The organism is Pseudomonas jessenii, from assembly GCF_002236115.1.
Classification (GTDB): Bacteria; Pseudomonadota; Gammaproteobacteria; order Pseudomonadales; family Pseudomonadaceae; genus Aquipseudomonas; species Aquipseudomonas jessenii.
The window spans coordinates 493,566-518,770 of sequence record NZ_NIWT01000003.1 but is presented as its reverse complement, the minus strand read 5'-3'; the positions used below and the strand labels follow the sequence as shown (position 1 = coordinate 518,770).

The following is a 25,205-nucleotide window of genomic DNA, read 5'->3' as shown; positions in this document are numbered from 1 at the left end:
ATGAGCCTGGAAGAGCGCGTTACCGAGCTTGAAAGCCGTCTGGCGTTTCAGGATGACACCATCCAGGCGTTGAACGATGTGCTGGTGGCGCAGCAGCGGGTGGTCGAGCGCCTGCAGCTGCAAATGGCTGCGCTGCTCAAACGGCAGGAGGAAATGGTCGGGCAGTTCGAGTCATTCGAAGAAGAGGCGCCGCCGCCGCACTATTAGGAGCGTCGCAGGCATGAAAAAACCGCGGACAGCTCAGCTGTGCGCGGTTTTTTTTAGCCTTGAATCAGCGGCGCGGCAGTGCGGCGATCACATCTTCGGCTTGCAGGCCCTTGTCACGATTCATGACGGAGAACTCCACGCGCTGGCCTTCGACCAGGACACGGTGGCCTTCGCCGCGAATGGCCCGGAAGTGGACGAAGATATCGTCACCGGAGTCGCGGGAGATAAAGCCGAAGCCTTTGGATGTGTTGAACCACTTGACGGTGCCGGTATCGCGGTTGCTCATGTCGTAGCTTGGCGAGGTGGCGGCTGGTGACGACTTGTAGAAGCTGATGCCCAGGTGCAGGGTAACGGCGATCAGGGCTGCGACCAGGCTGAACAATACAGCGGGTTGACCGGCGATGACGGGCATCGGTGCGATCAGCGTCAGGGTCTGCAGGACCACGCTCAGAACCAGCAGGGCGCTGACCAGGTTTTGCAGTTGGTGACGCGGGCCTTTGTTCCAGTAAGGGATGACAGGCGCAAGTGTGAGGTTGAGCAGGCCGAAAAAGGCCAGGTACAGCGCGTCGGGTTGTTGCAGGTAAGGTAAGGCTTCGGATTGCAGGCTAGGGATGAAGGACAGCAGCAAGGCCGCTGCGCCTATCAACAGATGGACGATTTTCAACATTTTGATTAACTCACGTTAAGACAGCTCACAAGGAAGAGCTGATGGCGCACGGTTCGCTTCAAGATAATAAAGAGGCGTTGGACACGTACCCGGTATCAGCCTATGCGCCGTACCCGGAAAAAATGGGCACTGGCGACACACTGTCTATTTAACAGCAAAGCCGCAGGCTACTCAAATCAGGGCGTCCGGCGGCTCTTTTGGGGGGGATTAGCCGCGGGTTGCCCGAAGTTCCGGGGCTGCGGTACGACGGCGGGTTTTGTCAGGCGCCTTGAAGTGTTGTACGCGCTCTTCTTTCCTACGCCATTCCATTAGGTGCTTCTGAAGGGGGTATCGCTTCGCTGCGTGGGAAAATGTCCGGAGTAGGATGCTCTCCAGGGTCTGCCAAACGTTGTTGGCTTATCCTACGTCGAGGGTCATAAAGTCGGCTGGAAAAGACCTTTGCACTGCGTTTTTATAAGTCGACACACAGTTGCGCTTAAAGAAACCAGGATGGCAAAGGAGTGTCAGCGTTATGGTTTATGAAAGGCAGGAAGAGGGGCGATACGGTTCGCACAAGGATGTAAAGGTTGATCCGTTTGTTCGCGAGTTCGATATGGGGCTGGCGCAGCCCTTGTCCCGCTCCGTGCGATTGAATGGCTTCGCCACCTGTTTGCGGCTCGAGCAGGTTTATTGGGATATTTTGGGGGAGATGGCCCGGGTCAATGGTTGCTCGGTCAACAACCTGTTGTCTCATGTAGATCGCGAAGTTCACTTGCGTCACGGCGGGGTGAGGAACTTCAGTGGATTGGTGCGGGTTGTCTGTGTCGTGCACAGTCTCAAGGAAGGGGGTTGCATCGCCACGGCCTAGTCTGGGCGGCGAAAACAGCAGAGTGTCGGTCTGTGCAGTCTTACGGCTGCACAGGCCGCATTTAATGGATATAATCCCGCTCTTTGCCGCAAAACCCTGCGTTTACGGTAGCAATCTGATCGCCGAGACAACCTCCATGCCGATGTACGATTATCAATGTGCTTCCTGTGGTCATCAGTTGGAAGCCATTCAAAAGATCAGCGATGCACCGCTGGTCGACTGCCCTGCCTGTCAGGCGCCAGAGCTTAAAAAGTTGCTGTCCATGCCGGGCTTCCGCCTCAGCGGCACGGGTTGGTACGAAACCGATTTCAAGACCGGTTCCAAGAAGAACCTGGCCGGCGGCGACAAAGCTGACTAAGGTCTGGAACCTGAGTTGAACGACACGCGTGCTCTTGCATCACCCGACGACTTTTTTAAAGGCGGGGCTGCTGTAGGATCTCCAACGAATTTCGAATTACGAGAAGTGAAACCACGACCATGATGCGCAGCCATTATTGCGGCCAACTGAACGAAAGCCTGGACGGCCAGGAAATTACCCTTTGCGGATGGGTCCACCGTCGCCGTGACCACGGTGGGGTGATTTTCCTCGATATCCGTGATCGTGATGGTCTGGCCCAGGTCGTGTTCGATCCTGACCGTGCTGAAACCTTCGCCGCTGCCGATCGCGTGCGCAGCGAGTACGTCGTGAAGATCACCGGCAAGGTTCGCCTGCGTCCGGCCGGCGCGACCAACGCCAACATGGCGTCGGGCATGATCGAAGTCCTGGGCTACGAGCTGGAAGTGCTGAACGAGTCGGAAACCCCGCCGTTCCCGCTGAACGAGTTCTCCGACGTCGGCGAAGAAACCCGCCTGCGCTATCGCTTCCTCGACCTGCGTCGCCCGGAAATGGCCGAGAAGCTGCGTCTGCGCTCGCGCATGACCACCAGCATCCGCCGCTTCCTGGACGAGAACGGCTTCCTCGACGTCGAGACGCCGATCCTGACCCGTGCCACCCCGGAAGGCGCACGCGACTACCTGGTGCCGAGCCGTACTCATGCCGGTTCGTTCTTCGCCTTGCCGCAATCGCCGCAGCTGTTCAAGCAACTGCTGATGGTGGCCGGCTTCGACCGTTACTACCAGATCGCCAAGTGCTTCCGTGACGAAGACCTGCGTGCCGACCGTCAGCCGGAATTCACCCAGATCGACATCGAGACCAGCTTCCTCGATGAAAAAGAGATCATGGGCCTGACCGAGCAAATGATCCGCAACCTGTTCAAGGAAGTGCTGGGCCTGGAATTCGGCGAGTTCCCGCACATGACCTTCGAAGAAGCCATGCGCCGCTACGGTTCCGACAAGCCAGACCTGCGTAACCCGCTGGAACTGGTGGACGTGGCCGATCAGCTCAAGGAAGTCGACTTCAAGGTGTTCAGCGGCCCGGCCAACGACCCGAAATGCCGTATCGCCGCCTTGCGCGTACCTGGCGGGGCGAGCATGCCGCGCAAGCAGATCGACGACTACACCAAGTTCGTCGGCATCTACGGTGCCAAGGGCCTGGCGTACATCAAGGTCAACGAGCGTGCCAAGGGCGTTGAAGGCCTGCAGTCGCCAATCGTGAAGAACATCCCTGAAGACAACCTCAACGTGATCCTCGATCGCGTCGGTGCGGTCGACGGCGATATCGTGTTCTTCGGCGCCGACAAGGCGAAGATCGTCAGCGAAGCCTTGGGCGCGCTGCGGATCAAGCTCGGCCACGACCTGGACCTGCTGACCTGCAAGTGGGCACCAATGTGGGTCGTCGACTTCCCGATGTTTGAAGAAAACGACGACGGCAGCTTCACCGCCTTGCACCACCCGTTCACCGCGCCGAAGTGCACCCCGCAAGAGCTGGAGGCCAATCCGGCTGGCGCTCTGTCCCGTGCCTACGACATGGTATTGAACGGTACCGAACTGGGTGGCGGTTCGATCCGTATCCACCGTAAAGAGATGCAGCAGTCGGTGTTCCGTCTGTTGGGCATCAACGAAGCGGAACAGGAAGAGAAATTCGGCTTCCTGCTCGATGCCCTGAAATACGGCGCGCCACCGCACGGTGGCCTGGCCTTCGGTCTGGACCGTCTGGTCATGCTGATGACCGGCGCCCAGTCGATCCGTGAAGTGATCGCCTTCCCGAAAACCCAGAGCGCGGCGGATGTCATGACTCAGGCGCCGGGCCAGGTGGATGCCAAGGCATTGCGCGAGCTGCACATTCGTCTGCGCGAAACGCCTAAGGCCGAGTAAGGCTGACCTGAAGGGCGCATCTGTGGATGCGCCCTTTCCTTTATAGGCAGAGCAGTTCAAGATTTTTGTTTGCCGGCCGGCGCAATGCAGCGCGGCGGGCAATGTTTCAAAGAGAATTCGGAGCGAGTTATGGCAGGTCATTCCAAGTGGGCGAACATCAAGCACCGCAAAGAACGTCAGGATGCCAAGAGGGGCAAGATCTTCACCAAGTGGATTCGTGAGCTGACCGTCGCTGCCCGTCAGGGTGGTGGTGATCCAGGCTCCAATCCGCGTCTGCGCCTGGCCCTGGACAAGGCCCTGGGTGCGAACATGAGCCGCGACATCATTGATCGTGCCATCGCCCGCGGAACCGGCGCTGCCGACACGGACGACGTGGTCGAACTGACCTACGAAGGTTACGGTCCGGGCGGCGTGGCGGTGATGGTCGAATGCATGACCGACAACCGTAATCGCACCGCAGCCGCTGTTCGTCACGCGTTCAGCAAGTGCGGTGGCAACCTGGGGACTGACGGTTCGGTGGCCTATCTGTTCGAGCGCAAGGGGCAGATCTCCTTCGCTGCCGGCGTTGACGAAGACGCACTGATGGAAGCCGCCATGGAAGCCGACGCCGATGACGTGGTGACCAACGAAGACGGTTCGATCGACGTTTTCACCTCGTTTGCCGGATTCTATTCCGTTCGTAACGCACTGGAAGCGGCGGGCTTCAAGGGTGACGACGCTGAAATCGTCATGTTGCCGACCACCAGCGCCGAGCTCGATCTGGAAGGCGCCGAGAAAGTCCTCAAGCTGATCGACATGCTCGAAGACCTGGATGACGTGCAAAACGTCTATTCCAACGCGGAGATTCCGGAGTCGGTGGCCGCGCAGCTCGGTTGAGAGCGCCGTCTTTGTAGGAGCGAGCTTGCTCGCGATAAACCTGAGAGCGACGCTGATTTCAAACGTTGCGTTATCGTTAAGGTCCATCGCGAGCGAGCTCGCTCCTACAGCGTGCGGTGTTCTGGCCGACGCGTTATTTCAATTTATCCGCAGGCGTTATGACTTTAATTCTTGGTATCGACCCCGGTTCGCGCATCACCGGTTACGGTGTGGTTCGCGATACCGGCCGTGGCTGTGAGTACGTCGCCTCCGGTTGTATCCGCACCGGTGCCGGCGAGTTGCATGAGCGACTGCAGATTGTCTACCGCGGGGTGCGGGAGATCATTCAGACTTACCACCCGGTGACCATGGGGATCGAAAAGGTGTTCATGGCCCGTAACGCCGATTCCGCCCTGAAACTGGGGCAGGCCCGTGGTGCCGCGATCGTGGCGGGAGCCGAGGAAAGCCTGGAAATTGCCGAATACACTGCAACCCAGGTCAAGCAGGCGGTCGTCGGTACCGGTGCGGCCAACAAGGAACAGGTGCAGATGATGGTCATGCACATGCTCAAACTCACCAGCAAACCGCAGATCGATGCTTCGGATGCCCTGGCCATTGCCATCTGCCACGCTCATACCCGTTCCAGTCTGTTGCCCCATGGTCTGGGAGCTGCACGCAGTCGTGGCGGGCGCCTGCGTCTCTGATAGCATCAGCAATCATTTTCATGGAGTGAGGGTATTCCGCCTGTGTTGTCGGCGGTATTCCTCGCTCTATCAGTCGCTGGCCATGAGCTGGCCAACGCTCAAGGATTTGTAACGTGATTGGACGTTTGCGCGGCACCCTGGCTGAGAAGCAGCCTCCCCATCTGATCCTGGATGTAAATGGCCTGGGCTATGAACTTGAAGTGCCCATGACGACCCTTTACCGCTTGCCGTCGGTCGGTGAGCCGCTAACCTTGCACACGCATTTGGTCGTGCGCGAAGACGCACAGTTACTCTATGGTTTTGTCGGCAAGCGTGAACGCGACTTTTTTCGCGAATTGATCCGTCTCAATGGCGTCGGGCCGAAACTGGCCCTGGCCTTGATGTCGAGCCTGGAAGTCGACGAACTGGTTCGTTGTGTACAGTCACAGGACACGTCGGCGCTGACCAAGGTCCCGGGCGTCGGCAAGAAAACCGCCGAGCGTTTGCTGGTGGAGCTCAAGGATCGCTTCAAGGCCTGGGAAACCGTACCGGCCATGTTCGCCCTGGTGCCGAACCAGCCGGATGGTCCGGCTCCGGTGAACACTGCCGAGACTGACGCCGTCAGCGCCTTGATTTCCCTGGGCTACAAGCCCCAGGAAGCGAGCAAGGCAGTGTCTGCGATCAAGGAGAAAGATTTGAGCAGTGAAGACATGATCCGCCGCGCCTTGAAGGGAATGATCTAAGTGATTGAAGCTGATCGTCTGATCGCTGCCACGCACAGTCCGCGTGAGCGCGAAGAAGTCCAGGACCGAGCCATTCGCCCGGTCAGCCTGGCCGAATATATTGGCCAACCGACCGTTCGCGAGCAGATGGAGTTGTTCATTCAGGCTGCGCGCGGTCGTAATGAATCCCTGGATCACACGCTGATCTTCGGGCCGCCCGGCCTGGGCAAGACCACCCTCGCCAACATCATCGCCCAGGAAATGGGCGTATCGATCAAGAGCACCTCGGGGCCGGTGCTGGAGCGCCCCGGTGACCTGGCGGCGCTGTTGACCAACCTTGAACCCCACGATGTGCTGTTTATCGACGAGATCCATCGCCTGTCGCCCATCGTTGAAGAGGTGCTGTACCCGGCCATGGAGGATTTCCAGCTCGACATCATGATCGGCGAAGGTCCGGCCGCGCGTTCGATCAAGCTGGACCTGCCGCCGTTCACCCTGGTCGGCGCAACGACGCGGGCGGGGATGCTCACCAACCCGTTGCGTGACCGTTTCGGCATCGTTCAGCGTCTTGAGTTCTACAACAACGCCGATTTGTCGACGATTGTCAGTCGTTCGGCGAGTATCCTCGGTTTGCCGCTGGACCCGGAAGGCGCCTTCGAAATCGCCCGCCGTGCCCGTGGCACCCCACGAATCGCCAACCGTTTGCTGCGCCGGGTGCGCGACTTCGCCGAAGTTCGCGCCAAGGGGCATATCACCAAGCCGATTGCCGACCTGGCGCTGAACCTGCTGGATGTCGACGAACGTGGCTTCGATCACCAGGACCGGCGTCTGTTGTTGACCATGATCGAGAAATTCGACGGCGGGCCAGTCGGGGTCGACAGCCTGGCCGCCGCCATCAGTGAAGAGCGTCACACCATCGAAGACGTGCTGGAGCCTTACCTGATCCAGCAGGGTTACATCATGCGCACGCCACGGGGGCGGGTGGTGACGCGGCATGCCTACCTGCATTTCGGCTTAAACATTCCGTCACGATTGGGCGAAATGCCCGTGGTAGACGAGTTTCTTGAAGCCGCTGACGATTAATTAACATTGCGTGCTGATTTTTTCGGGCAATGTAGGGTCCCAGGACCGTACTTTCACGTGAAAGCCGCAGAACAATGAAAAACAGTTGCCATGCCGGATTGGCAACCTGAGGAGTAAGCACTAGAGTATGCGCGCGCAAAACGGGCTTGAGCCTTTCGCACATCGTTGTCGCGTTTATTACGAGGACACCGATGCGGGCGGCATCGTGTATTACGTTAATTACCTCAAGTTTATGGAACGGGCTCGAACCGAGCGGCTACGAGATCTGGGCTTTGCCCAATCGCAGCTGGCAGGGGAGGACCTGTTGTTCGTCGTGCATTCCAGCGAAGCGCGCTACCACGCGCCGGCGCGACTGGATGACGAACTGTTGGTAAGCGCTGAAGTAATCGAATTGAACCGTGCCAGCCTGCGCTTCAAGCAGCAGGTGAGGCGAGCAACGGATAATGCACTGCTCTGCGAAGGGCAGTTTCTGGTGGCCTGTGTGCGCACTGAAAGTTTAAAACCCCGGGCCATTCCCGAAGCTTTACGAGCGGCCTTTGCCGACGTGAGCGGCGCGGGTACACACTCAAAGCAGGAGATAAAGCGTGGAAGCTAACGTCGTCGACCATTCCTCCATGTGGAGCCTGGTCAGCAATGCCAGTATCGTGGTGCAACTGGTAATGCTGATCCTGGTAGCCGCATCGGTGACCTCGTGGATCATGATCTTTCAGCGCAGCAACCTGCTGCGCGCCGGTCGACGTGCCCTGGAGAGCTTTGAAGAGCGCTTCTGGTCAGGTATCGACCTGTCCAAGCTGTACCGTCAGGCCGGCAGCAATCCGGACCCTGATTCGGGTGTCGAACAAATCTTCCGTGCCGGTTTCAAGGAATTCTCCCGTCTGCGCCAGCAGTCAGGCGTTGACCCGGAAGCGGTCATGGAAGGCGTGGCGCGTGCCATGCGCGTTGCCATTTCCCGCGAAGAAGAAAAGCTTGAGCAGAGCCTGCCCTTCCTGGCCACCGTTGGCTCCGTCAGCCCGTACATCGGTCTGTTCGGTACCGTCTGGGGGATCATGAACTCCTTCCGCGGTCTGGCGACCGCCCAGCAAGCGACCCTGGCCACTGTGGCCCCGGGTATCGCCGAAGCACTGATTGCCACCGCGATCGGTCTGTTCGCTGCCATTCCAGCCGTTATCGCTTACAACCGTTTTGCTGCGCGCAGTGAAACCCTGCTGGGCCGCTACTACACCTTCGCCGACGAGTTCCAGGCGATCCTGCACCGAAAAGTGCACACCAGCGAAGAATAAGCAGGTAATTTCCAATGGCTTTAATCGCTCGAGCTCGCAAAAAGCGCAAGCCGGTCGCCGAGATGAACGTAGTGCCTTACATCGACGTGATGTTGGTACTGCTGGTCATCTTCATGGTGACCGCGCCGATGCTCAATCAGGGCGTGAAAGTTGATCTGCCCAAGGTTTCCAGCGAAGCCTTGCCGCAGGACAACAACACCCAGGTCCTGACCATTTCCATCAAATCCGACAAGACCTACTACTGGAACCTTGGTAGCGAAGTCGACACCGAAAAACAGCAGGATCGGGCCATGACCCTGCCGCAGATGACTGACGCGGTGACCAAGATCATTCGCGTCGGCAACGAAGGCGGCAAGCGTACCCAGGTCTTCATTCGCGGCGACAAGAGTGTCGATTACGGCTCCGTCATGGGCGCCATGGGCGGGTTGCAGAAAGCCGGGGTCGGTAATGTTGGCTTGATTACCGAGGCGCCCTGATGCAGCAACAGCGAGAGCCGTCCGCCTCGGAAAGCTACTTCTGGCCTAGTGTCTGGGCGATTGGCTTGCACGTGCTGGTCTTCGGCATGCTGTTCGTCAGTTTTGCCTTTACCCCGGAACTGCCGCCGGCCAAGCCGATTGTCCAGGCGACCTTGTACCAGCTGAAATCGAAAAGTCGGGCCACCACCCAGACCAATCAGAAGATTGCCGGTGAGGCGCAGAAATCTGCTGCGCGTCAGACCGAAGTCGAGCAGATGGAACAGAAAAAGGTCGAGCAGGAAGCGGTGAAGGCTGCGGAACAAAAGAAAGAAGAGGCGGCTCAAAAGGCCGAAGAAGCCAAGAAGGCCGACGAGGCGAAGAAAGCGGACGAGGCGAAAAAGGCTGATGAAGCCAAGAAAGCCGACGATGCGAAGAAAACCGCGGAAGCCAAGAAGGCAGAAGAGAAACAATTGGCTGATATAGCCAAGAAGAAAGCCGAAGAAGAAGCCAAGAAAGCTGCGGAAGAAGAGGCCAAGAAAGCGGCCGCTGAAGAAGCCAAGAAAAAGATCGTCGAAGACGCGAAGAAGAAAGCCGCGGAAGACGCCAAGAAGAAAGCTGAAGCTGAAGAGGCGAAGAAGAAAGTCGCCGAGGAAGCGAAGAAGAAAGCTGCTGCCGATGCTGCGAAGAAGAAATCGCAGGACGCGGCGCGTAAATCCGCCGAAGACAAAAAGGCCCAGGCCCTGGCAGATTTGCTTTCAGACACGCCGCAGCGTCAGCAGGCCTTGGCCGATGAGCAGGGCGACGAAGTCGCCGGCAGTTTCGATGACCTGATTCGTGCGCGTGCAGCGGAAGGCTGGGCTCGTCCACCTTCGGCACGCAAAGGCATGACGGTCGTGTTGCAAATCGGCATGTTGCCGGACGGTACGGTGACTTCGGTCAGCGTGTCCAAGTCCAGTGGCGACGGTCCGTTTGACGCATCGGCTGTTGCAGCGGTGAAGAATATTGGACGTTTGACAGAAATGCAGGGAATGAAGCCGAGTGATTTCGCTCCGTATCGTTCATTCAAGATGACATTCACACCTGAGGATCTAGCCTTGTGAGAAACCTTCTTCGAGGAATGCTGGTCGTTATCTGCTGCATGGCAGGGATGGCGATGGCAGATGAGAAAAACATTCTGGTTACCAGCGGCAGCGATCGGGCGACCCCGATCGCAGTCGTGCCGTTCGGCTTCCAGGGCGGTAGCGTGCTGCCGGACGACATGGCGGAAATCATCGGTAACGACCTGCGCAACTCGGGTTACTACTCGCCGCTTCCAAAGCAGAACATGATCAGCCAGCCGAGCCAGGCCAGCGAAATCATCTTCCGTGACTTCAAGGCACTGGGCGCCCAGTACGTCATGGTCGGCAGCATTGTGCCGGCGGGCGGTCGCCTGCAGGTGCAATACGCACTGTTCAACGTGGCCACCGAGCAGCAAGTGCTGACCGGCAGCGTGTCCGGCGGCGTCGATCAGTTGCGCGACATGGCGCACTACATCTCCGACCAGTCGTTCGAAAAACTAACGGGTATCAAGGGTGCCTTCTCGACTCGCCTGCTGTACGTGACGGCCGAGCGTTTCTCCGAGAACAACACTCGATACACCCTGCAACGTTCGGACTACGACGGTGCTCGCGCCGTGACCCTGCTGCAGTCGCGCGAGCCGATCCTGTCGCCGCGTTTCGCACCGGATGGCAAGCGCATCGCTTATGTCTCCTTCGAGCAGAAGCGTCCACGCATCTTCATGCAGAACATCGACACCGGTCGCCGTGAGCAGATCACCAACTTCGAAGGCCTGAACGGTGCGCCAGCCTGGTCACCGGATGGCAATCGCCTGGCGTTCGTGCTGTCGAAAGACGGCAACCCGGACATCTATGTGATGAACCTGGGTTCGCGTCAGATCAGCCGCGTCACCAACGGTCCTGGCATCAACACCGAACCGTTCTGGGGCAAGGATGGCTCGACCATCTACTTCACGTCCGACCGTGGCGGCAAACCGCAGATCTACAAGACCAGTGCCGGTGGTGGCGGTGCCGAACGCGTGACTTTCGTCGGTAACTACAACGCCAACCCTAAACTGTCGGCTGATGAAAAGACGCTTGTCATGATTCACCGTCAGGATGGCTTCACCAATTTCAAGGTGGCGGCCCAGGATTTGCAGCGCGGTAGTGTAAAAATCCTCACTGATAGCACTCTGGACGAGTCGCCTACTGTTGCGCCCAACGGCACCATGGTAATCTACGCCACCCGCCAGCAGGGCCGGGGAGTCTTGATGCTCGTGTCCATCAATGGACGCGTAAGGCTCCCGCTTCCTACCGCACAAGGCGAAGTCAGAGAACCTTCCTGGTCCCCTTACCTGAACTGACGCGGCGCTATACGTTGTACTTAACACACTGGGGTTCATTAGGAGTTTCACGATGGAAATGCTGAAGTTTGGTAAATTTGCTGCGCTGGCACTGGCCATGGCTGTAGCTGTAGGTTGCTCGTCCAAAGGCGGCGACAATGCCGGTGAAGGCGCGGTAGATCCAAACGCTGGTTACGGCGCAAACACTGGTGCAGTTGACGGCTCCCTGAGCGAAGAAGCTGCTCTGCGCGCTATCACCACTTTCTACTTCGAATACGACAGCTCGGACCTGAAGCCAGAAGCCATGCGCGCTCTGGACGTTCACGCCAAAGACCTGAAAGCAAACGGCGCTCGCGTTGTTCTGGAAGGCAACACCGACGAACGTGGTACTCGTGAGTACAACATGGCACTGGGCGAGCGTCGTGCGAAAGCCGTTCAGCGCTACCTGGTACTGCAAGGTGTTTCCCCAGCTCAGCTGGAACTGGTTTCCTACGGCGAAGAGCGTCCAGTTGCTACCGGCAACGACGAGCAGTCCTGGGCTCAAAACCGTCGCGTCGAACTGCGTAAGTAATTCGTCATGCGAACGTGCCGTCGTGCTGTAACTGTTCTGGCTCTCAGCCTCGCGCCGCTTGCGGTGTGGGCTGCGGTTCCTGTGGTCGATAACGACTCCGGCTATAACAATAGCGGGAGCAGTTATCCGCCTGCAGGTTACGGTACGAACGGCGCCTATGCCGGGGGAGGGGTTTCGGCCCCTGTCTCGGCACAGGGCGAGCTGTTCAACCAACTGCAATCAATGCAGCAACAGATCGAGCGCCAGCAAGGTGCGATTGAAGTTCTGCAAAATGATGTAGCGCGCATGAAGCAGGAAAACCTGGAGCGATATCAGGATCTTGATCGGCGCATTGGAACCGGCGTTGCACCAGCCGCGACTCCTGAAAATTCTTCCACCGGTGGCGATTTGAACGCCCCCGGTGCAGCAGCAGGTGCAGGGGCAGCTGCCGCCCAGGCACCGGCCGCAGGTAGCGAACCGGCGGATCCGGCGAAGGAAAAGCTCTACTACGATGCTGCCTTCGACCTGATCAAAGCCAAGGATTTCGACAAGGCCAGTCAGGCTTTTGCCGCATTCCTGCGCAAGTACCCGAACAGCCAGTACGCGGGCAACGCCCAATACTGGTTGGGCGAAGTGAACCTGGCCAAAGGCGATCTGCAAGGCGCAGGTCAGGCATTTGCCAAGGTTTCGCAGTTGTATCCCAAGCACGCCAAAGTGCCGGACTCGCTGTACAAGCTCGCTGATGTAGAGCGTCGCTTGGGGCATACCGACCGAGTCAAAGGCATTCTGCAGCAGGTGGTTTCCCAATATCCGGGCACTTCCGCCGCTCAGTTGGCCCAGCGCGATCTGCAAAAAATGTAAGCCTGCTTGACCCGTTTCAAAGAAACCCGCGCTTGTCGCGGGTTTTTTCGTTAGAATTCACGCCCTTTTTATGAAACACGCTTTTGGGGGCCTGCGCTTTGCCGGGGTTCCTTCAAGTGCCTGACGGAGGCGGACAGCCTGTTTAGCTGTTACGCCCGTGGCGACTATGCAAGACACATTGAGAATCACCGAAGTTTTCTACTCGTTGCAGGGTGAAACGCGGACTGCCGGCCTGCCCACTGTTTTTGTGCGTCTGACCGGTTGCCCTTTGCGTTGCCAATACTGCGACAGCGCCTACGCGTTCACCGGCGGGACCATTCGCACGCTCGACGACATCCTCGAGCAGGTCGCAGGGTTTCGCCCGCGTTATGTCTGCGTCACGGGCGGCGAGCCCCTGGCACAGCCCAACGCCATTCCCTTGCTCAAGCGCTTGTGTGACGCCGGTTACGAAGTGTCGCTGGAAACCAGTGGCTCCATCGATATCTCGGCAGTAGATTCCCGGGTCAGTCGCGTTGTCGACCTGAAAACCCCGGGTTCGAAGGAAGCACACCGCAACCGCTACGAAAACATCGAGCTGCTCACGCCCAACGATCAGGTGAAGTTTGTCATCTGCTCGCGAGAGGACTATGACTGGTCTGTTTCCAAGCTGATCCAGTACGGTCTGGACCAGCGCGCCGGTGAAGTCCTGTTCTCGCCAAGTCACCATGATCTCAATGCCCGGGATCTGGCGGACTGGGTGGTGGCAGACAACCTGCCAGTGCGTTTGCAATTGCAGCTGCATAAATATCTATGGAATGACGAGCCGGGGCGCTGAAATGACTGAACAACTCAATACTGCTGAAAAACGTGCGGTCATCCTGCTGTCCGGTGGCCTGGACTCGGCGACCGTCGTGGCCATGGCGCGCGCCGAAGGCTACAGCTGCTACACCATGAGCTTCGACTACGGCCAGCGCTCTCACGCCGAACTGTACGCCGCCGAGCGTGTGGCGCGGGACCTGGGTGTGGTCGAGCACAAGGTGATCGGCCTGAACCTGAACGGCATGGGCGGCTCGGCCCTGACCGACAGCAGTATCGATATTCCAGAGGAGCTCGGTGAAGGCATTCCCGTGACTTACGTGCCTGCGCGTAACACGGTGTTCCTGTCCCTGGCCCTGGGCTGGGCAGAAGTACTCGGCGCACGGGACATCTTCATCGGCGTCAACGCCGTGGATTACTCCGGTTACCCGGACTGCCGTCCCGAGTTCATCGAGTCGTTCGAGCGCATGGCCAACCTGGCAACCAAAGCCGGCGTTGAAGGCAATGGCTTCCGTATTCAGGCACCGCTGCAAAACCTCAGCAAGGCGCAAATCGTCCAGGCGGGCGTGAAGCTTGGCGTGAACTACGGGCTGACCGTTTCCTGCTATCAGGCCGACGATGAAGGCCGTGCGTGCGGCAAGTGCGACAGCTGCCGACTGCGTGCGGAAGGCTTTGCAGCGGCCGGAATCAGCGATCCAACCCCTTATTTTTGATTTATTTCAAAATAGGTGTTGAATAGTCCTTAAAAATCAGTATTATACGCGCCACCACACAGCGGGTCGTTAGCTCAGTTGGTAGAGCAGTTGGCTTTTAACCAATTGGTCGTAGGTTCGAATCCCACACGACCCACCATTTTTGGCGGTTTAGAAAATCCGGAAGGCCCACGCAAGTGAGGATTTCCGGGTTTTTTTTTGCCCGCGATTCAGGTCCGCCTCGTTGCGGGCTGCTGCCCATGACGCAGATCAGAATCACCTTTTGCATCCATCGGATATTCTGTAGCCTTGCGCAGCTTCAACGCTGTCCGTGCCTGATGAATACTCACTTTCCCGGCGGTACCCCGTAGGGTCCGGAGCCGGGTGTATACTCGACTTTCGCGCGAATGCGCCTGCAGGTCTTGCGAACATGACGCAAATTTCCGAACGCCTTCTGGTTCAAGCCCACCTCGACGCCAAACGGCCCAAGCCGCTGACTGCCGATGAAGAGGCTTATTACCGTGCTGCCATCGCTGCCGAGCTCAAGGCTCAGGACGCGGTGCTGGTGGCCCACTTCTATTGTGACCCTGTCATTCAGGCGCTGGCCGAAGAGACGGGCGGTTGTGTTTCCGACTCGCTGGAAATGGCCCGTTTCGGCAACGCCCATCCGGCCAAGACCGTGGTCGTCGCCGGCGTGAAGTTCATGGGTGAGACTGCCAAGATCCTCAACCCGGAAAAACGCGTGCTGATGCCTACGCTCGAAGCGACCTGTTCGCTCGACCTGGGTTGCCCTGTGGACGAGTTTTCCGCGTTCTGCGATCAGCACCCGGAGCGCACGGTGGTGGTGTACGCCAACACTTCGGCTGCGGTAAAAGCCCGAGCGGATTGGGTGGTGACTTCAAGCTGTGCACTGGAGATCGTCGAAAGCCTGATGGACAACGGCGAGACCATCATCTGGGGCCCGGACAAGCACCTGGGGACCTACATCCAGCGCCAGACCGGTGCCGACATGCTGCTGTGGGACGGTGCCTGCATCGTTCACGAAGAGTTCAAGTCCAAGCAGCTTGAAGACATGAAGGCGCTGTATCCGGATGCGGCGATTCTGGTGCACCCGGAGTCGCCGACCTCGGTGATCGAGCTGGCGGACGCCGTGGGCTCCACCAGTCAGTTGATCGCGGCGGCACAGAGCCTGCCGAACAAGACGCTGATCGTTGCGACCGACCGCGGCATTTTCTACAAGATGCAGCAGTTGTGCCCGGACAAGGTCTTTATCGAAGCCCCAACGGCGGGTAACGGCGCGGCGTGCCGCAGTTGTGCACATTGCCCGTGGATGGCCATGAACACCCTTGAGCGCACGCTCAAGGCGTTGAAGGAAGGGGCGAACGAGATCTTTGTCGATCCGGCACTGATCCCGCAGGCGATCCGGCCGCTCAAGCGCATGCTCGATTTCACCCAGGCGGCGCGGATGAAGCTGGCCGGTAACGCCTGAGATCTTTCAACCAGGCCCAAAAAAACTGTGGGAGCGAGCTTGCTCGCGATAGCGGTGTATCAGTCACCATTGAAGTTGACTGACACCACGCCATCGCGAGCAAGCTCGCTCCCACAGTGGTTTCTGCGTCGGGAAATTATTTGGTCTTCTTCGGAATCCGCACCAGTTCGGTATTGGAGTAGATGTCATGCCAGCTGCGTTTCTGTTTGTCGAACAGCGACCAGAAGAATCCCAGGCCAACACACAGCAACGAAGCAATCGACACCACAAAGCGCAGCAGCGCCTGCCACAGGCTGATGGACGAGCCATCGGCATTCTGCACGCGGATGCACCAGACCTGCATGCCCAGGGTCTGACCGGACCAGGTCCAGAATTTGGCGAAGAAGCCGAACAGTACGAACAGCAGGACCGTGGAGAGCAGGGGATCGCCGTCCAGCGCCCCGGCTTCGGTAAGGGTGCGCATCCTTTCTTCGCCGATGATCGCCATCTGGATCATCTTGTAGATGCCGCTGGTGACGATCAGCAGGGCGGTGCACAGCAGGAAATCATAGAACATGGCTGCCAGGCGACGACCCAGGCCAGCGGCAGGAAAGTCGCCCTGGGGGGTAAGCAGGTGTTTCGACATGGCAGGCTCTCGGCGAAAAAGAAGCCATTTTACGGATTTACGCGCACAAAAAAGCCCCTGATGTCAGCATCAGGGGCTTTTTCGTTACAGAAGATTAGGCTTCTGCTTGTACTTCGTCAGCCTGCATGCCTTTCTGGCCCTGCACGGCGATGAAAGTCACTTTCTGGCCTTCTTTCAGGCTCTTGAAGCCGTTGCCCTGGATGGCGCGGAAATGCACGAACAGATCCGGACCGCTTTCAGGAGTGATAAAACCAAAACCTTTCTCGTCGTTAAACCACTTGACGGTACCGCTCTGACGTTGGGACATTTCTTATTTCCTTTGACGCAAAAATTAATGACAGTCTCCTTCTCATGAAAGAGTACTGGGGCTGGTTGCAGGAGAGTAAGAAGACGTCGAACGGGATGTAGCTAACTTGTAGGCTACTGCCCAGGTCACGATTCCAAGCGACCCATGCAAACACAGTGAACAAACTCTACGCCAACTACGGGAGAAAAAACAAGCCCCGTGTAGGCCCCGTATTTCCTCAGGTTGATGGCAAAGTAAGTCCACTAGTGGGGCCTTATTCACTAACCTTGTTCAATTGTTTTCGATCGTTATAAGCAAAGTTCATAATCGAAGCTTATAGCCAAACAATGCACTATTTTATGGCGGTTGCGTTACACATTAGTGCACCGTTAACGCAACCGCGTTACTTATAGGAACATTCAATCAGCCGCGATAGTAGCGTTGTGGAACAAATGGCATTTTGCTTACAAGCAAAGGCACCTTTTTCCCACGAACGATCGCCCAGACCGGTGTGTCCAGTGCGATGTAAGCGCTGTCGACGTAACCCATGGCTAGCGGGCCGCCCAGGGTTGGCCCGAAACCACCGCTGCAGACGCTGCCGATGATGTCGCCGGCTTCGTTGACGATCTCGGCGCCTTCGCGCACGGGTGTACGTTCCTGTGGTAGCAGACCTACACGTTTGCGGCTCACGCCTGCCTGTTGCTGGGCGAATACGCTTTCGGCGCCAGGGAAGCCGCCGGCCCGTGCGCCATCAGCGCGACGTGGCTTGGAGATCGCCCACAGCAGGCTCGCTTCGATCGGGGTGGTGTCGGTGTTCATGTCGTGGCCGTACAGGCACAAACCCGCTTCCAGGCGCAGGGAGTCGCGGGCGCCCAGGCCGATGGCGGCCACTTCGGCTTCAGCGAGCAGGGCGCGAGCCAGGGCTTCGGCGTTGGTGGCGGGTACGGAAATTTCGAAACCGTCTTCACCGGTGTAACCCGAACGGCTGACAAAGCAGTCCACGCCCAGCAGCTTCACGCGGGCGAACTGCATGAAGGTCATCTTCGCCACTTCAGGGGCCAGACGTGCAAGCACGGTCACTGCAGCCGGGCCTTGCAGGGCGAGCAGGGCGCGCTCTTCGAACAGCGGTTCGATCGTGCACTGGTCGCCAATGTGCTTGCGCAGGTGTGCCAGGTCCTGGTCCTTGCAGGCGGCGTTGACCACCAGGAACAGTTCGTCATTACCCAGGTTGGCGACCATCAGGTCATCGAGGATGCCGCCCGTCGCATTGGTGAACATCGCGTAGCGTTGCATGCCCACTGGCAGGTCGATGATGTCCACAGGCACCAGGGTTTCCAGGGCCTTGGCGGCATTGGCGCCGGTCAGGCGAATCTGGCCCATGTGCGAGACATCGAACAACCCCGCCTGGTCGCGGGTGTGCTGGTGTTCTTTCATCACGCCCAGCGGGTACTGCACGGGCATGTCGTAGCCGGCGAAGGGCACCATGCGGGCGCCGAGTTCGATGTGCAGTGCGTGCAACGGAGTTTTCAACAGTTGTTCGGTGGACATATTCAGCTCCTGAAAAAGGGTGCAGATGAGCGCGCATCAGCACTCGATAATGTTGACCGCCAAACCGCCACGGGCGGTTTCCTTGTATTTGCTTTTCATGTCGGCGCCGGTCTGGCGCATGGTGCGGATGACCTTGTCGAGGGAGACGAAGTGTTGTCCATCGCCGCGCAGCGCCATGCGCACCGCATTGATGGCCTTGACCGAGCCCATGGCGTTGCGCTCGATGCAAGGCACTTGCACCAGCCCGCCAATCGGGTCGCAGGTCAGTCCGAGGTTGTGTTCCATGCCGATTTCCGCGGCGTTTTCCACTTGCTGCACGCTGCCGCCGAGTACTTCGCACAAGGCACCGGCGGCCATCGAGCAGGCGACGCCGACTTCACCCTGACAGCCGACTTCGGCGCCCGAGATCGAGGCGTTTTCCTTGTACAGAATGCCGATGGCCGCGGCGGTCAGTAGGAATCGCACCACGCCGTCGTCATTGGAGCCTGGGATAAAGCGCATGTAGTAGTGCAATACCGCTGGAATGATCCCCGCTGCACCATTGGTGGGTGCCGTTACGACGCGCCCACCGTTGGCGTTCTCCTCGTTGACGGCCAGGGCGTAGAGGTTGACCCAGTCCAGCACCGACAGGGGATCGCGCAACGACGATTCCGGGTTCTTGCACAATTGCCGATGCAGTGCGGCGGCCCGGCGCTTGACCTTCAGCCCGCCGGGCAGGATGCCTTCATTGCGGCATCCGGCGGCGACGCAGTCCTGCATCACTTGCCAGATTTTCAGCAGGCCGGCGCGGGTTTCCGCTTCCGGACGCCAGGCGCTTTCGTTGGTCAACATCACCTGGCTGATGGACAGCCCGTATTTGACGCAATGACCGAGAAGATCCTTGGCGCTTTTGAACGGAAAGGTCAGGGGGGTGGCATCTTCGACGATGCGGTCGGCGCCGGCGGCGTCCTCATCGACCACAAAACCGCCGCCGACCGAGTAGTACTCGCGGCTGCGGATCTGCAGGCCCGCTGCGTCGAAGGCGCGGAAAATCATGCCGTTGGGGTGATAGGCCAACGGTTTGCGAATCATCGCCAGGTGTTCTTTCTCGTTGAACGCAATGCTGTGTTCGCCGAGCAGGTTCAAGCGGCCGTTGCCGCGAATCTCTTGCAGGCGCGCGGCGACGGTCTCTGTATCCACGGTGTCCGGGTGTTCGCCTTCCAGGCCGAGCAGCACAGCCTTGTCACTGCCGTGGCCCTTGCCGGTGGCACCGAGCGAACCATACAGCTCGACTTTGACGCAGGCGGTGGCTTCAAGCAGGTTTTCGCGGCGCAAACCTTCGGCGAAGCGCGCAGCGGCACGCATCGGGCCGACGGTGTGGGAACTGGAGGGGCCGATGCCAATCTTGAACAGGTCGAACACGCTTAACGACATGGTGGTTCTCCGGTTTCTTGTTATAGGAATTCACGGAACATAAGACTTGGCACAGATCCCTGTGGGAGCGAGCTTGCTCCGGGCGGCGTTCCGACGATGACGGACTGACATTCACCAGAGATGTTGATTGAAAGACCGCTATCGCGAGCAAGCTCGCTCCCACAGAGGACTGTGGTGTTCCTGCAAAAAGGGGGCGGGATCAACCGCCCCCTCATTGGTTTAAGCGTAGCTTTCGATCGACGGGCAGGCGCAGACCAGGTTGCGGTCGCCAAACACGTTGTCGACGCGACCGACCGGTGGCCAGTACTTGCCTTCGATCAGCGACGCAACCGGGTAAACCGCTTGTTCACGGCTGTACGGGTGCGACCACTCGCCAACCAGTTCCTTGGCGGTGTGCGGCGCGTTTTTCAGCGGGTTGTCGTCCTTGTCCAGCGTGCCATTTTCCACTGCGCGGATTTCTTCGCGGATGCGGATCATGGCGTCGCAGAAGCGGTCCAGTTCTTCCTTGGATTCGCTTTCGGTCGGCTCGATCATCAGCGTGCCGGCTACCGGGAACGACATGGTCGGGGCGTGGAAGCCGAAGTCGATCAGACGCTTGGCGACGTCATCGACGCTGATGCCGCTGCTGTCTTTCAGTGGACGCAGGTCGAGGATGCACTCGTGCGCCACCAGGCCGTTGCTGCCGGTGTACAGCACTGGATAGTGCTCTTCCAGGCGACGGGAGATGTAGTTGGCATTGAGGATCGCCAGCTGCGAAGCACGCTTGAGGCCCGCGCCACCCATCATACGAATGTACATCCAGGTGATCGGCAGGATGCTCGCGCTGCCGAACGGTGCCGCGCAAACGGCGCCTTCCTTGCGCTCCATCTGTGCGTGGCCCGGCAGGAATGGCGCCAGGTGCGACTTCACGCCGATCGGGCCGACGCCCGGGCCGCCACCACCGTGGGGAATGCAGAAGGTCTTGTGCAGGTTCAGGTGCGAAACGTCGCCGCCGAACTTGCCCGGGGCACAAAGGCCGACCATGGCGTTCATGTTGGCGCCGTCGATGTACACCTGGCCGCCGTTGTCATGAATGATGCCGCAGATTTCGCGGATGCCTTCTTCGAACACGCCGTGGGTCGACGGGTAGGTGATCATCAGCGCGGCGAGGTGTTCGCGGTGCTCGATGGCCTTGGCGCGCAGGTCTTCGATGTCGACGTTGCCACGGGCATCGCACGCGGTGACGACCACGCGCATGCCGGCCATTTGTGCGGTGGCCGGGTTGGTGCCGTGGGCCGACGACGGGATCAGGCAGATGTCGCGACGGTCTTCGCCACGGCTCTGGTGGTAGGCACGGATCGCCAGCAGACCTGCGTATTCACCCTGGGAGCCGGCGTTCGGTTGCAGGGACACCGAGTCATAACCGGTGGCGGCGCAGAGCATCGCTTCCAGCTCGTCGGTCAGTTGCTGGTAGCCAGCGCTTTGCTCGGCCGGGGCGAACGGGTGGAGGGCGCCGAACTCGGCCCAGGTCACCGGGATCATTTCGCTGGCGGCGTTGAGTTTCATGGTGCACGAACCCAGCGGGATCATGGTGCGGTCCAGCGCCAGGTCCTTGTCCGCCAGTTTGCGCAGGTAGCGCATCAGCTCGGTTTCCGAGTGATAGCGGTTGAACACCGGGTGGCTGAGGATCGGCGACTGACGCACCAGCGTGGCCGGGATGGCGCTCTGCACCGAGGCGGCGAGGGCGGCGAAGTCCGGCAGGGCCTTGCCGTCGGACAGCAGGCTCCACAGGGTTTCAACGTCGGCCTGAGTGGTGGTTTCGTCCAGGGACAGGCCCAGGCGCTCACCATCGACCACGCGCAGATTGATGCGCTGGGCGTGTGCCTTGTCGTGCAGGGCGGCGGTTTGCGCGCCGGCCTTCACCGTCAGGGTGTCGAAGAAGCTCGCCTGCTCGACGCTCAGGCCCAGTGCGCTCAAGCCTTTGGCCAGGATTGCAGTCAGGTGATGCACGCGATTGGCGATTTGCGTCAGGCCTTTCGGACCGTGGTACACGGCGTACATGCTGGCGATGTTGGCCAGCAGTACTTGTGCGGTGCAGATGTTGCTGGTGGCTTTCTCGCGACGGATGTGTTGCTCGCGGGTCTGCATGGCCAGGCGCAGGGCCGGGTTGCCGAAGCGGTCTACCGAAACACCGACCAGGCGGCCCGGCATGTCACGCTTAAATGCGTCCTTGGTGGAGAAGTACGCCGCGTGTGGGCCACCGAAGCCCAGCGGCACGCCGAAGCGCTGTGCACTGCCGATGGCCACGTCGGCGCCGAATTCGCCCGGCGCAGTCAGCACGGTCAGGGCCAGCAGATCGGCAGCCACGGCGACGAGGGCGTTGGCAGCGTGGAAGCGTTCGGTCAGCTCGCGGTAATCGAACACGTCACCGTTGCTTGCCGGGTATTGCAGCAGAGCGCCGAAGAACGGCGTCACGTCGCTCAGTTCACGCTCGTCGCCCACCACCACGTCGATGCCCAGAGGCTCGGCACGGGTGCGCAGTACGTCGAGGGTTTGCGGGTGGCAATGCACGGAAGCGAAGAAGGCGTGGCTGCCTTTGTTCTTGCTCAGGCGTTTGCAGAAGGTCATGGCTTCGGCAGCGGCGGTGGCTTCGTCGAGCAGCGAGGCGTTGGCGATCGGCAGGCCGGTGAGGTCGCTGATCAGGGTCTGGAAGTTCAGCAGCGCTTCGAGACGGCCTTGGGAAATTTCTGGCTGGTACGGGGTGTAGGCGGTGTACCAGGCCGGGTTTTCCAGCAGGTTGCGCAGGATCGGCGACGGCGTGTGGGTGCCGTAGTAGCCTTGGCCGATGTAGGTCTTGAACAGCTGGTTTTTAGTCGCGATGGACTTGATCAAGGCCAGGGCATCGGCTTCGCTCAAGCCATCTTCCAGGCCGAGGACACTGGTGCCCTTGATGCTGTCGGGAATCACGCTGGCGCTCAGGGCTTCCAGGGAGTCGAAACCGAGGCTGTTGAGCATGGCTTGCTCGTCACCGGCGCGCGGGCCGATGTGACGGGCGATGAATTCGTTGGCGGTAGTCAAATTGATCTGGGTCATGTCGGTGCTCCTCAGGCTTCGGCTTGGGCTTTGATCAGGCGGTCGTAGGCGTCCTGATCCAGCAGTTGGCCGACAGCGGCGGCGTCGCTTGGTTTGAAACGGAAGAACCAGCCTTCGCCCAGCGGATCTTCGTTGACCAGTTCCGGGCTGCTGTCGAGCGCCGGGTTCACTTCCAGCACTTCGCCGTCCAGCGGCATGTATACGCCGCTTGCAGCCTTTACCGATTCCACGGTGGCGGCTTCGGCGCCTTTGTCGTAGGACTGCAGCTCAGGCAGTTGAACGAAAACCACGTCGCCCAGGGCGTTCTGTGCGAAAGCGGTGATGCCGACCGTGACGCTGCCGTCAGCTTCGGTGCGCAGCCATTCGTGATCTTCAGTAAAACGCAACTCGCTCATGGAAACTCCTAAGGGGCCAGACTCGTCTGGTGGACGCGATTGAAGGCTTGGGCAATGCCCAGGTTATGGAGGACTACATAGCAAGAACGCGGCCAACGTTATTTTTATTGTTATTGATCAATGATTTAGGTGGTTTCGACAAACACTGAAATTCACTCGTTGTAGCGAAATCGATACGGTATATGTCAAGGATAAAAGCCGAGGTGGATCAAAGCCTTGCACGGCCGTGATCGGAGAGGGGTGTAGCGATATCGTTCCGCTGTAGCGCTTTCAGTACAGGTGGAGGTCGTTTTTGGCGCGGTTTCGCACCGGACACAAAACCTGTGGGAGCGAGCTTGCTCGCGATGAGGGAGTATCAGCCGACACAAACGTTGAATGTAATACCGCCATCGCGAGCAAGCTCGCTCCCACAGGTTTGTTCGGTGTCAGGCCTCAGGCCTTGCTCGGAATCCCGTACTTGCGCAACCGATGGGCAATCGCCGTGTGGGAGGTTTGCAGCCGGGTCGCGAGTTGCCGGGTCGAGGGGTAGCTGGCGTAGAGTTTTTCCAGCAGGGTTTTCTCGAACTCGTCCATGGCCTGTTCCAGGCTGTCGACGTCATGGTCGCCCTGGCGGGCTACCGAGGTGCCGGCGATGTCCAGATCGCCGATGTCCACCAGGCTGCTTTCGCAGATCGCCGCGGCGCGGAAAATCACGTTCTGCAATTGCCGCACGTTGCCTGGCCAGCGGTTGCCCAGCAGCGCCGGGTAAGTGCCCGGCGCCAGACGACAGATCGGTCGCTGGATCTGCGCACAGGCCTGCTGCATGAAGTAGCGGGCCAGCAGCAGGATGTCCTGGCCGCGTTCGCGCAGGGGCGGCACTTCGACGTTGAGGACGTTGAGGCGATAGAACAGGTCCTCGCGGAACAGGCCTTCGCTGACCATTTTTTCCAGGTCACGGTGGGTGGCGCTGAGGATCCGTACGTTGACCTTGACCTCACGGTCACCGCCGACCCGGCGAAAACTGCCGTCGTTGAGGAAACGCAGCAATTTGGCCTGCAAGTACGGCGACATCTCGCCGATTTCATCGAGAAACACCGTGCCCTGGTTGGCCAGTTCCATCAAACCGGGTTTGCCACCCCGTTGTGCGCCGGTGAAGGCGCCGGGGGCGTAGCCGAACAGTTCACTTTCGGCGAGGTTCTCCGGCAATGCCGCGCAGTTCAACGCCAGAAAGGGTGAGCTGTGCCGGGCGCTGATGGCGTGGCAGGCGCGGGCCACCAGTTCCTTGCCGGTGCCGGTTTCGCCCTGGATCAGCAACGGTGCGTCGAGGGCCGCCACCCGCTGAGCACGCGCCTTGAGGGTGCGGATCACCGGGGACTCGCCGAGCAGGGCATCGAAACCTTCGGCGTGGTCATGGTGCAGCGCGGACAGGCGTTCGCCGATGCGGTTCGGTTGGTACAGGGTCAGCAGGGCGCCGGCGTCGGTGATCGGTGTGGCGTCGAGCAACAGGGTCTGGCCGTTGACGGTGATTTCCCGCAGCGGCAGGCGAAAGCCGTGTTCGAGCAGGGTGTCGAGCAAGGCCGGGTCGGCAAACAGGTCGGCCACGCTTTCACCGTCCGGTTCGCGGCCGTACAGGGCGATCAGGGCCGGGTTGGCCAGCAGCACCTTGCCGTCACTGTCCAGTGCCAGTACCGGGTCGGTCATGGCTGCGAGCAACGCGTCGAGCTGCAGGTGCCGGCGCTGGCCGGGCAGGATGTCGACCACCGTCACCGCTTGCACGCCACGCACGCTGAACAGGGCATCGCGCAGTTCCTCGAGAACTTGCGGGCTCAGCGTCGGGGCGTCGATATAAACATTGGGCGGGACCATTTCCACCGCATCCAGGTTCAGATTGCGCCCGCCGAGCAGGGCCAGGACTTCCTGGGTGATACCGACGCGGTCGATGAAGCTGACGTGGATACGCATGGGGCGGTCTTGGGTTCTGCAGTGCGAAGGGTGGCAAGTATGCCTTGGGGCGGGCTAATGGTGAAATCCTGCGCGGACTTCAATTGAGCGAACGCCCCCTGTGGGAGCG

At 59.6% G+C, this 25,205-nt stretch carries 26 protein-coding genes and 1 tRNA gene; 19 read left to right on the top strand and 8 right to left on the bottom strand.

What is annotated here, in order from left to right; all coding sequences use genetic code 11:
• Positions 1-207: a SlyX family protein gene (locus PSJE_RS11580; protein WP_008052459.1), complete on the top strand. Its 207-nt coding sequence runs from the start codon at positions 1-3 to the stop codon at positions 205-207.
• Between the two features lie 64 nt (positions 208-271).
• Here PSJE_RS11580 and PSJE_RS31940 read toward each other — a convergent pair whose 3' ends face one another.
• Positions 272-874 carry a cold-shock protein gene (locus PSJE_RS31940; RefSeq protein WP_057713515.1) on the bottom strand — a complete coding sequence of 201 codons (603 nt, stop codon included), beginning with the start codon at positions 872-874 and terminating at the stop codon, positions 272-274.
• A 511-nt stretch (positions 875-1,385) separates the two neighbouring features.
• Between PSJE_RS31940 and PSJE_RS11570 the strand changes: the two genes are divergently transcribed.
• From PSJE_RS11570 to nadA, 18 genes are all read left to right on the top strand, one after another.
• Entirely contained in the window at positions 1,386-1,721 is a 336-nt protein-coding gene (locus PSJE_RS11570) for a ribbon-helix-helix domain-containing protein (protein ID WP_090457447.1), read from the top strand.
• A 136-nt stretch (positions 1,722-1,857) separates the two neighbouring features.
• On the top strand, positions 1,858-2,079 hold the full coding sequence (locus PSJE_RS11565) for an FmdB family zinc ribbon protein (protein ID WP_032829812.1): 222 nt from the start codon (positions 1,858-1,860) through the stop codon (positions 2,077-2,079).
• 119 nt (positions 2,080-2,198) lie between these two features.
• Positions 2,199-3,974, top strand: coding sequence for an aspartate--tRNA ligase (aspS, locus tag PSJE_RS11560; protein WP_007995642.1), 1,776 nt, complete (start codon positions 2,199-2,201; stop codon positions 3,972-3,974).
• A gap of 129 nt (positions 3,975-4,103) precedes the next feature.
• Positions 4,104-4,850 carry a YebC/PmpR family DNA-binding transcriptional regulator gene (locus tag PSJE_RS11555; protein ID WP_007977329.1) on the top strand — a complete coding sequence of 249 codons (747 nt, stop codon included), beginning with the start codon at positions 4,104-4,106 and terminating at the stop codon, positions 4,848-4,850.
• A 158-nt stretch (positions 4,851-5,008) separates the two neighbouring features.
• Positions 5,009-5,533 (top strand): crossover junction endodeoxyribonuclease RuvC, encoded by a 525-nt coding sequence (gene ruvC, locus PSJE_RS11550; RefSeq protein WP_008015799.1) that lies wholly within the window; start codon positions 5,009-5,011, stop codon positions 5,531-5,533.
• A gap of 113 nt (positions 5,534-5,646) precedes the next feature.
• Positions 5,647-6,255 (top strand): Holliday junction branch migration protein RuvA, encoded by a 609-nt coding sequence (ruvA, locus tag PSJE_RS11545; RefSeq protein WP_008052450.1) that lies wholly within the window; start codon positions 5,647-5,649, stop codon positions 6,253-6,255.
• Complete coding sequence (gene ruvB / locus PSJE_RS11540; RefSeq protein WP_057713517.1) at positions 6,256-7,317, top strand: Holliday junction branch migration DNA helicase RuvB; 1,062 nt, start codon at positions 6,256-6,258, stop codon at positions 7,315-7,317.
• A gap of 127 nt (positions 7,318-7,444) precedes the next feature.
• Positions 7,445-7,912 carry a tol-pal system-associated acyl-CoA thioesterase gene (ybgC, locus tag PSJE_RS11535; RefSeq protein WP_057713518.1) on the top strand — a complete coding sequence of 156 codons (468 nt, stop codon included), beginning with the start codon at positions 7,445-7,447 and terminating at the stop codon, positions 7,910-7,912.
• Entirely contained in the window at positions 7,902-8,597 is a 696-nt protein-coding gene (gene tolQ / locus PSJE_RS11530) for a protein TolQ (RefSeq protein WP_007897030.1), read from the top strand. Before ybgC ends, tolQ begins: the two co-directional genes overlap by 11 nt.
• A gap of 23 nt (positions 8,598-8,620) precedes the next feature.
• On the top strand, positions 8,621-9,073 hold the full coding sequence (tolR, locus tag PSJE_RS11525; protein ID WP_162135951.1) for a protein TolR: 453 nt from the start codon (positions 8,621-8,623) through the stop codon (positions 9,071-9,073).
• Positions 9,073-10,152, top strand: a complete 1,080-nt coding sequence (gene tolA / locus PSJE_RS11520; RefSeq protein WP_056726036.1) for a cell envelope integrity protein TolA — start codon at positions 9,073-9,075, stop codon at positions 10,150-10,152. The genes tolR and tolA overlap by 1 nt, the downstream gene beginning before the upstream one ends.
• A 17-nt stretch (positions 10,153-10,169) precedes the next feature.
• Complete coding sequence (gene tolB, locus PSJE_RS11515) at positions 10,170-11,450, top strand: Tol-Pal system beta propeller repeat protein TolB (protein ID WP_167362903.1); 1,281 nt, start codon at positions 10,170-10,172, stop codon at positions 11,448-11,450.
• Between the two features lie 52 nt (positions 11,451-11,502).
• Positions 11,503-12,000: a peptidoglycan-associated lipoprotein Pal gene (pal, locus tag PSJE_RS11510; RefSeq protein ID WP_003178634.1), complete on the top strand. Its 498-nt coding sequence runs from the start codon at positions 11,503-11,505 to the stop codon at positions 11,998-12,000.
• 6 nt (positions 12,001-12,006) lie between these two features.
• The gene (gene ybgF / locus PSJE_RS11505; RefSeq protein WP_057713519.1) at positions 12,007-12,840 is read left to right on the top strand and encodes a tol-pal system protein YbgF; all 834 of its coding nucleotides are present in this window, start codon (positions 12,007-12,009) and stop codon (positions 12,838-12,840) included.
• 166 nt (positions 12,841-13,006) lie between these two features.
• Entirely contained in the window at positions 13,007-13,654 is a 648-nt protein-coding gene (gene queE / locus PSJE_RS11500) for a 7-carboxy-7-deazaguanine synthase QueE (protein WP_007995628.1), read from the top strand.
• A gap of 1 nt (position 13,655) precedes the next feature.
• Complete coding sequence (gene queC / locus PSJE_RS11495) at positions 13,656-14,348, top strand: 7-cyano-7-deazaguanine synthase QueC (protein WP_090457445.1); 693 nt, start codon at positions 13,656-13,658, stop codon at positions 14,346-14,348.
• 63 nt (positions 14,349-14,411) lie between these two features.
• Positions 14,412-14,487 (top strand) — tRNA-Lys (locus PSJE_RS11490).
• Between the two features lie 270 nt (positions 14,488-14,757).
• A complete protein-coding gene (gene nadA, locus PSJE_RS11485) occupies positions 14,758-15,816 on the top strand; it encodes a quinolinate synthase NadA (RefSeq protein ID WP_090457444.1) in 1,059 nt (352 codons plus the stop codon).
• A 136-nt stretch (positions 15,817-15,952) separates the two neighbouring features.
• Here the strand turns inward: nadA and PSJE_RS11480 are convergent, their stop codons facing one another.
• The 7 genes from PSJE_RS11480 to PSJE_RS11445 form a co-directional block, all read right to left on the bottom strand.
• Positions 15,953-16,441: an RDD family protein gene (locus PSJE_RS11480; protein ID WP_057713522.1), complete on the bottom strand. Its 489-nt coding sequence runs from the start codon at positions 16,439-16,441 to the stop codon at positions 15,953-15,955.
• A gap of 94 nt (positions 16,442-16,535) precedes the next feature.
• Positions 16,536-16,748, bottom strand: coding sequence for a cold-shock protein (locus PSJE_RS11475; protein ID WP_007977299.1), 213 nt, complete (start codon positions 16,746-16,748; stop codon positions 16,536-16,538).
• Positions 16,749-17,150: 402 nt separating this feature from the next.
• Positions 17,151-18,275, bottom strand: a complete 1,125-nt coding sequence (gcvT, locus tag PSJE_RS11470) for a glycine cleavage system aminomethyltransferase GcvT (RefSeq protein WP_090457442.1) — start codon at positions 18,273-18,275, stop codon at positions 17,151-17,153.
• A 36-nt stretch (positions 18,276-18,311) separates the two neighbouring features.
• Entirely contained in the window at positions 18,312-19,688 is a 1,377-nt protein-coding gene (locus tag PSJE_RS11465; RefSeq protein ID WP_090457440.1) for an L-serine ammonia-lyase, read from the bottom strand.
• A gap of 219 nt (positions 19,689-19,907) precedes the next feature.
• Entirely contained in the window at positions 19,908-22,760 is a 2,853-nt protein-coding gene (gene gcvP, locus PSJE_RS11460) for an aminomethyl-transferring glycine dehydrogenase (RefSeq protein ID WP_090457439.1), read from the bottom strand.
• An 11-nt stretch (positions 22,761-22,771) separates the two neighbouring features.
• Positions 22,772-23,155, bottom strand: coding sequence for a glycine cleavage system protein GcvH (gene gcvH, locus PSJE_RS11455; RefSeq protein WP_007996035.1), 384 nt, complete (start codon positions 23,153-23,155; stop codon positions 22,772-22,774).
• Between the two features lie 432 nt (positions 23,156-23,587).
• Positions 23,588-25,096: a sigma-54-dependent transcriptional regulator gene (locus PSJE_RS11445; RefSeq protein WP_090457437.1), complete on the bottom strand. Its 1,509-nt coding sequence runs from the start codon at positions 25,094-25,096 to the stop codon at positions 23,588-23,590.
• Positions 25,097-25,205 lie beyond the last annotated feature (109 nt).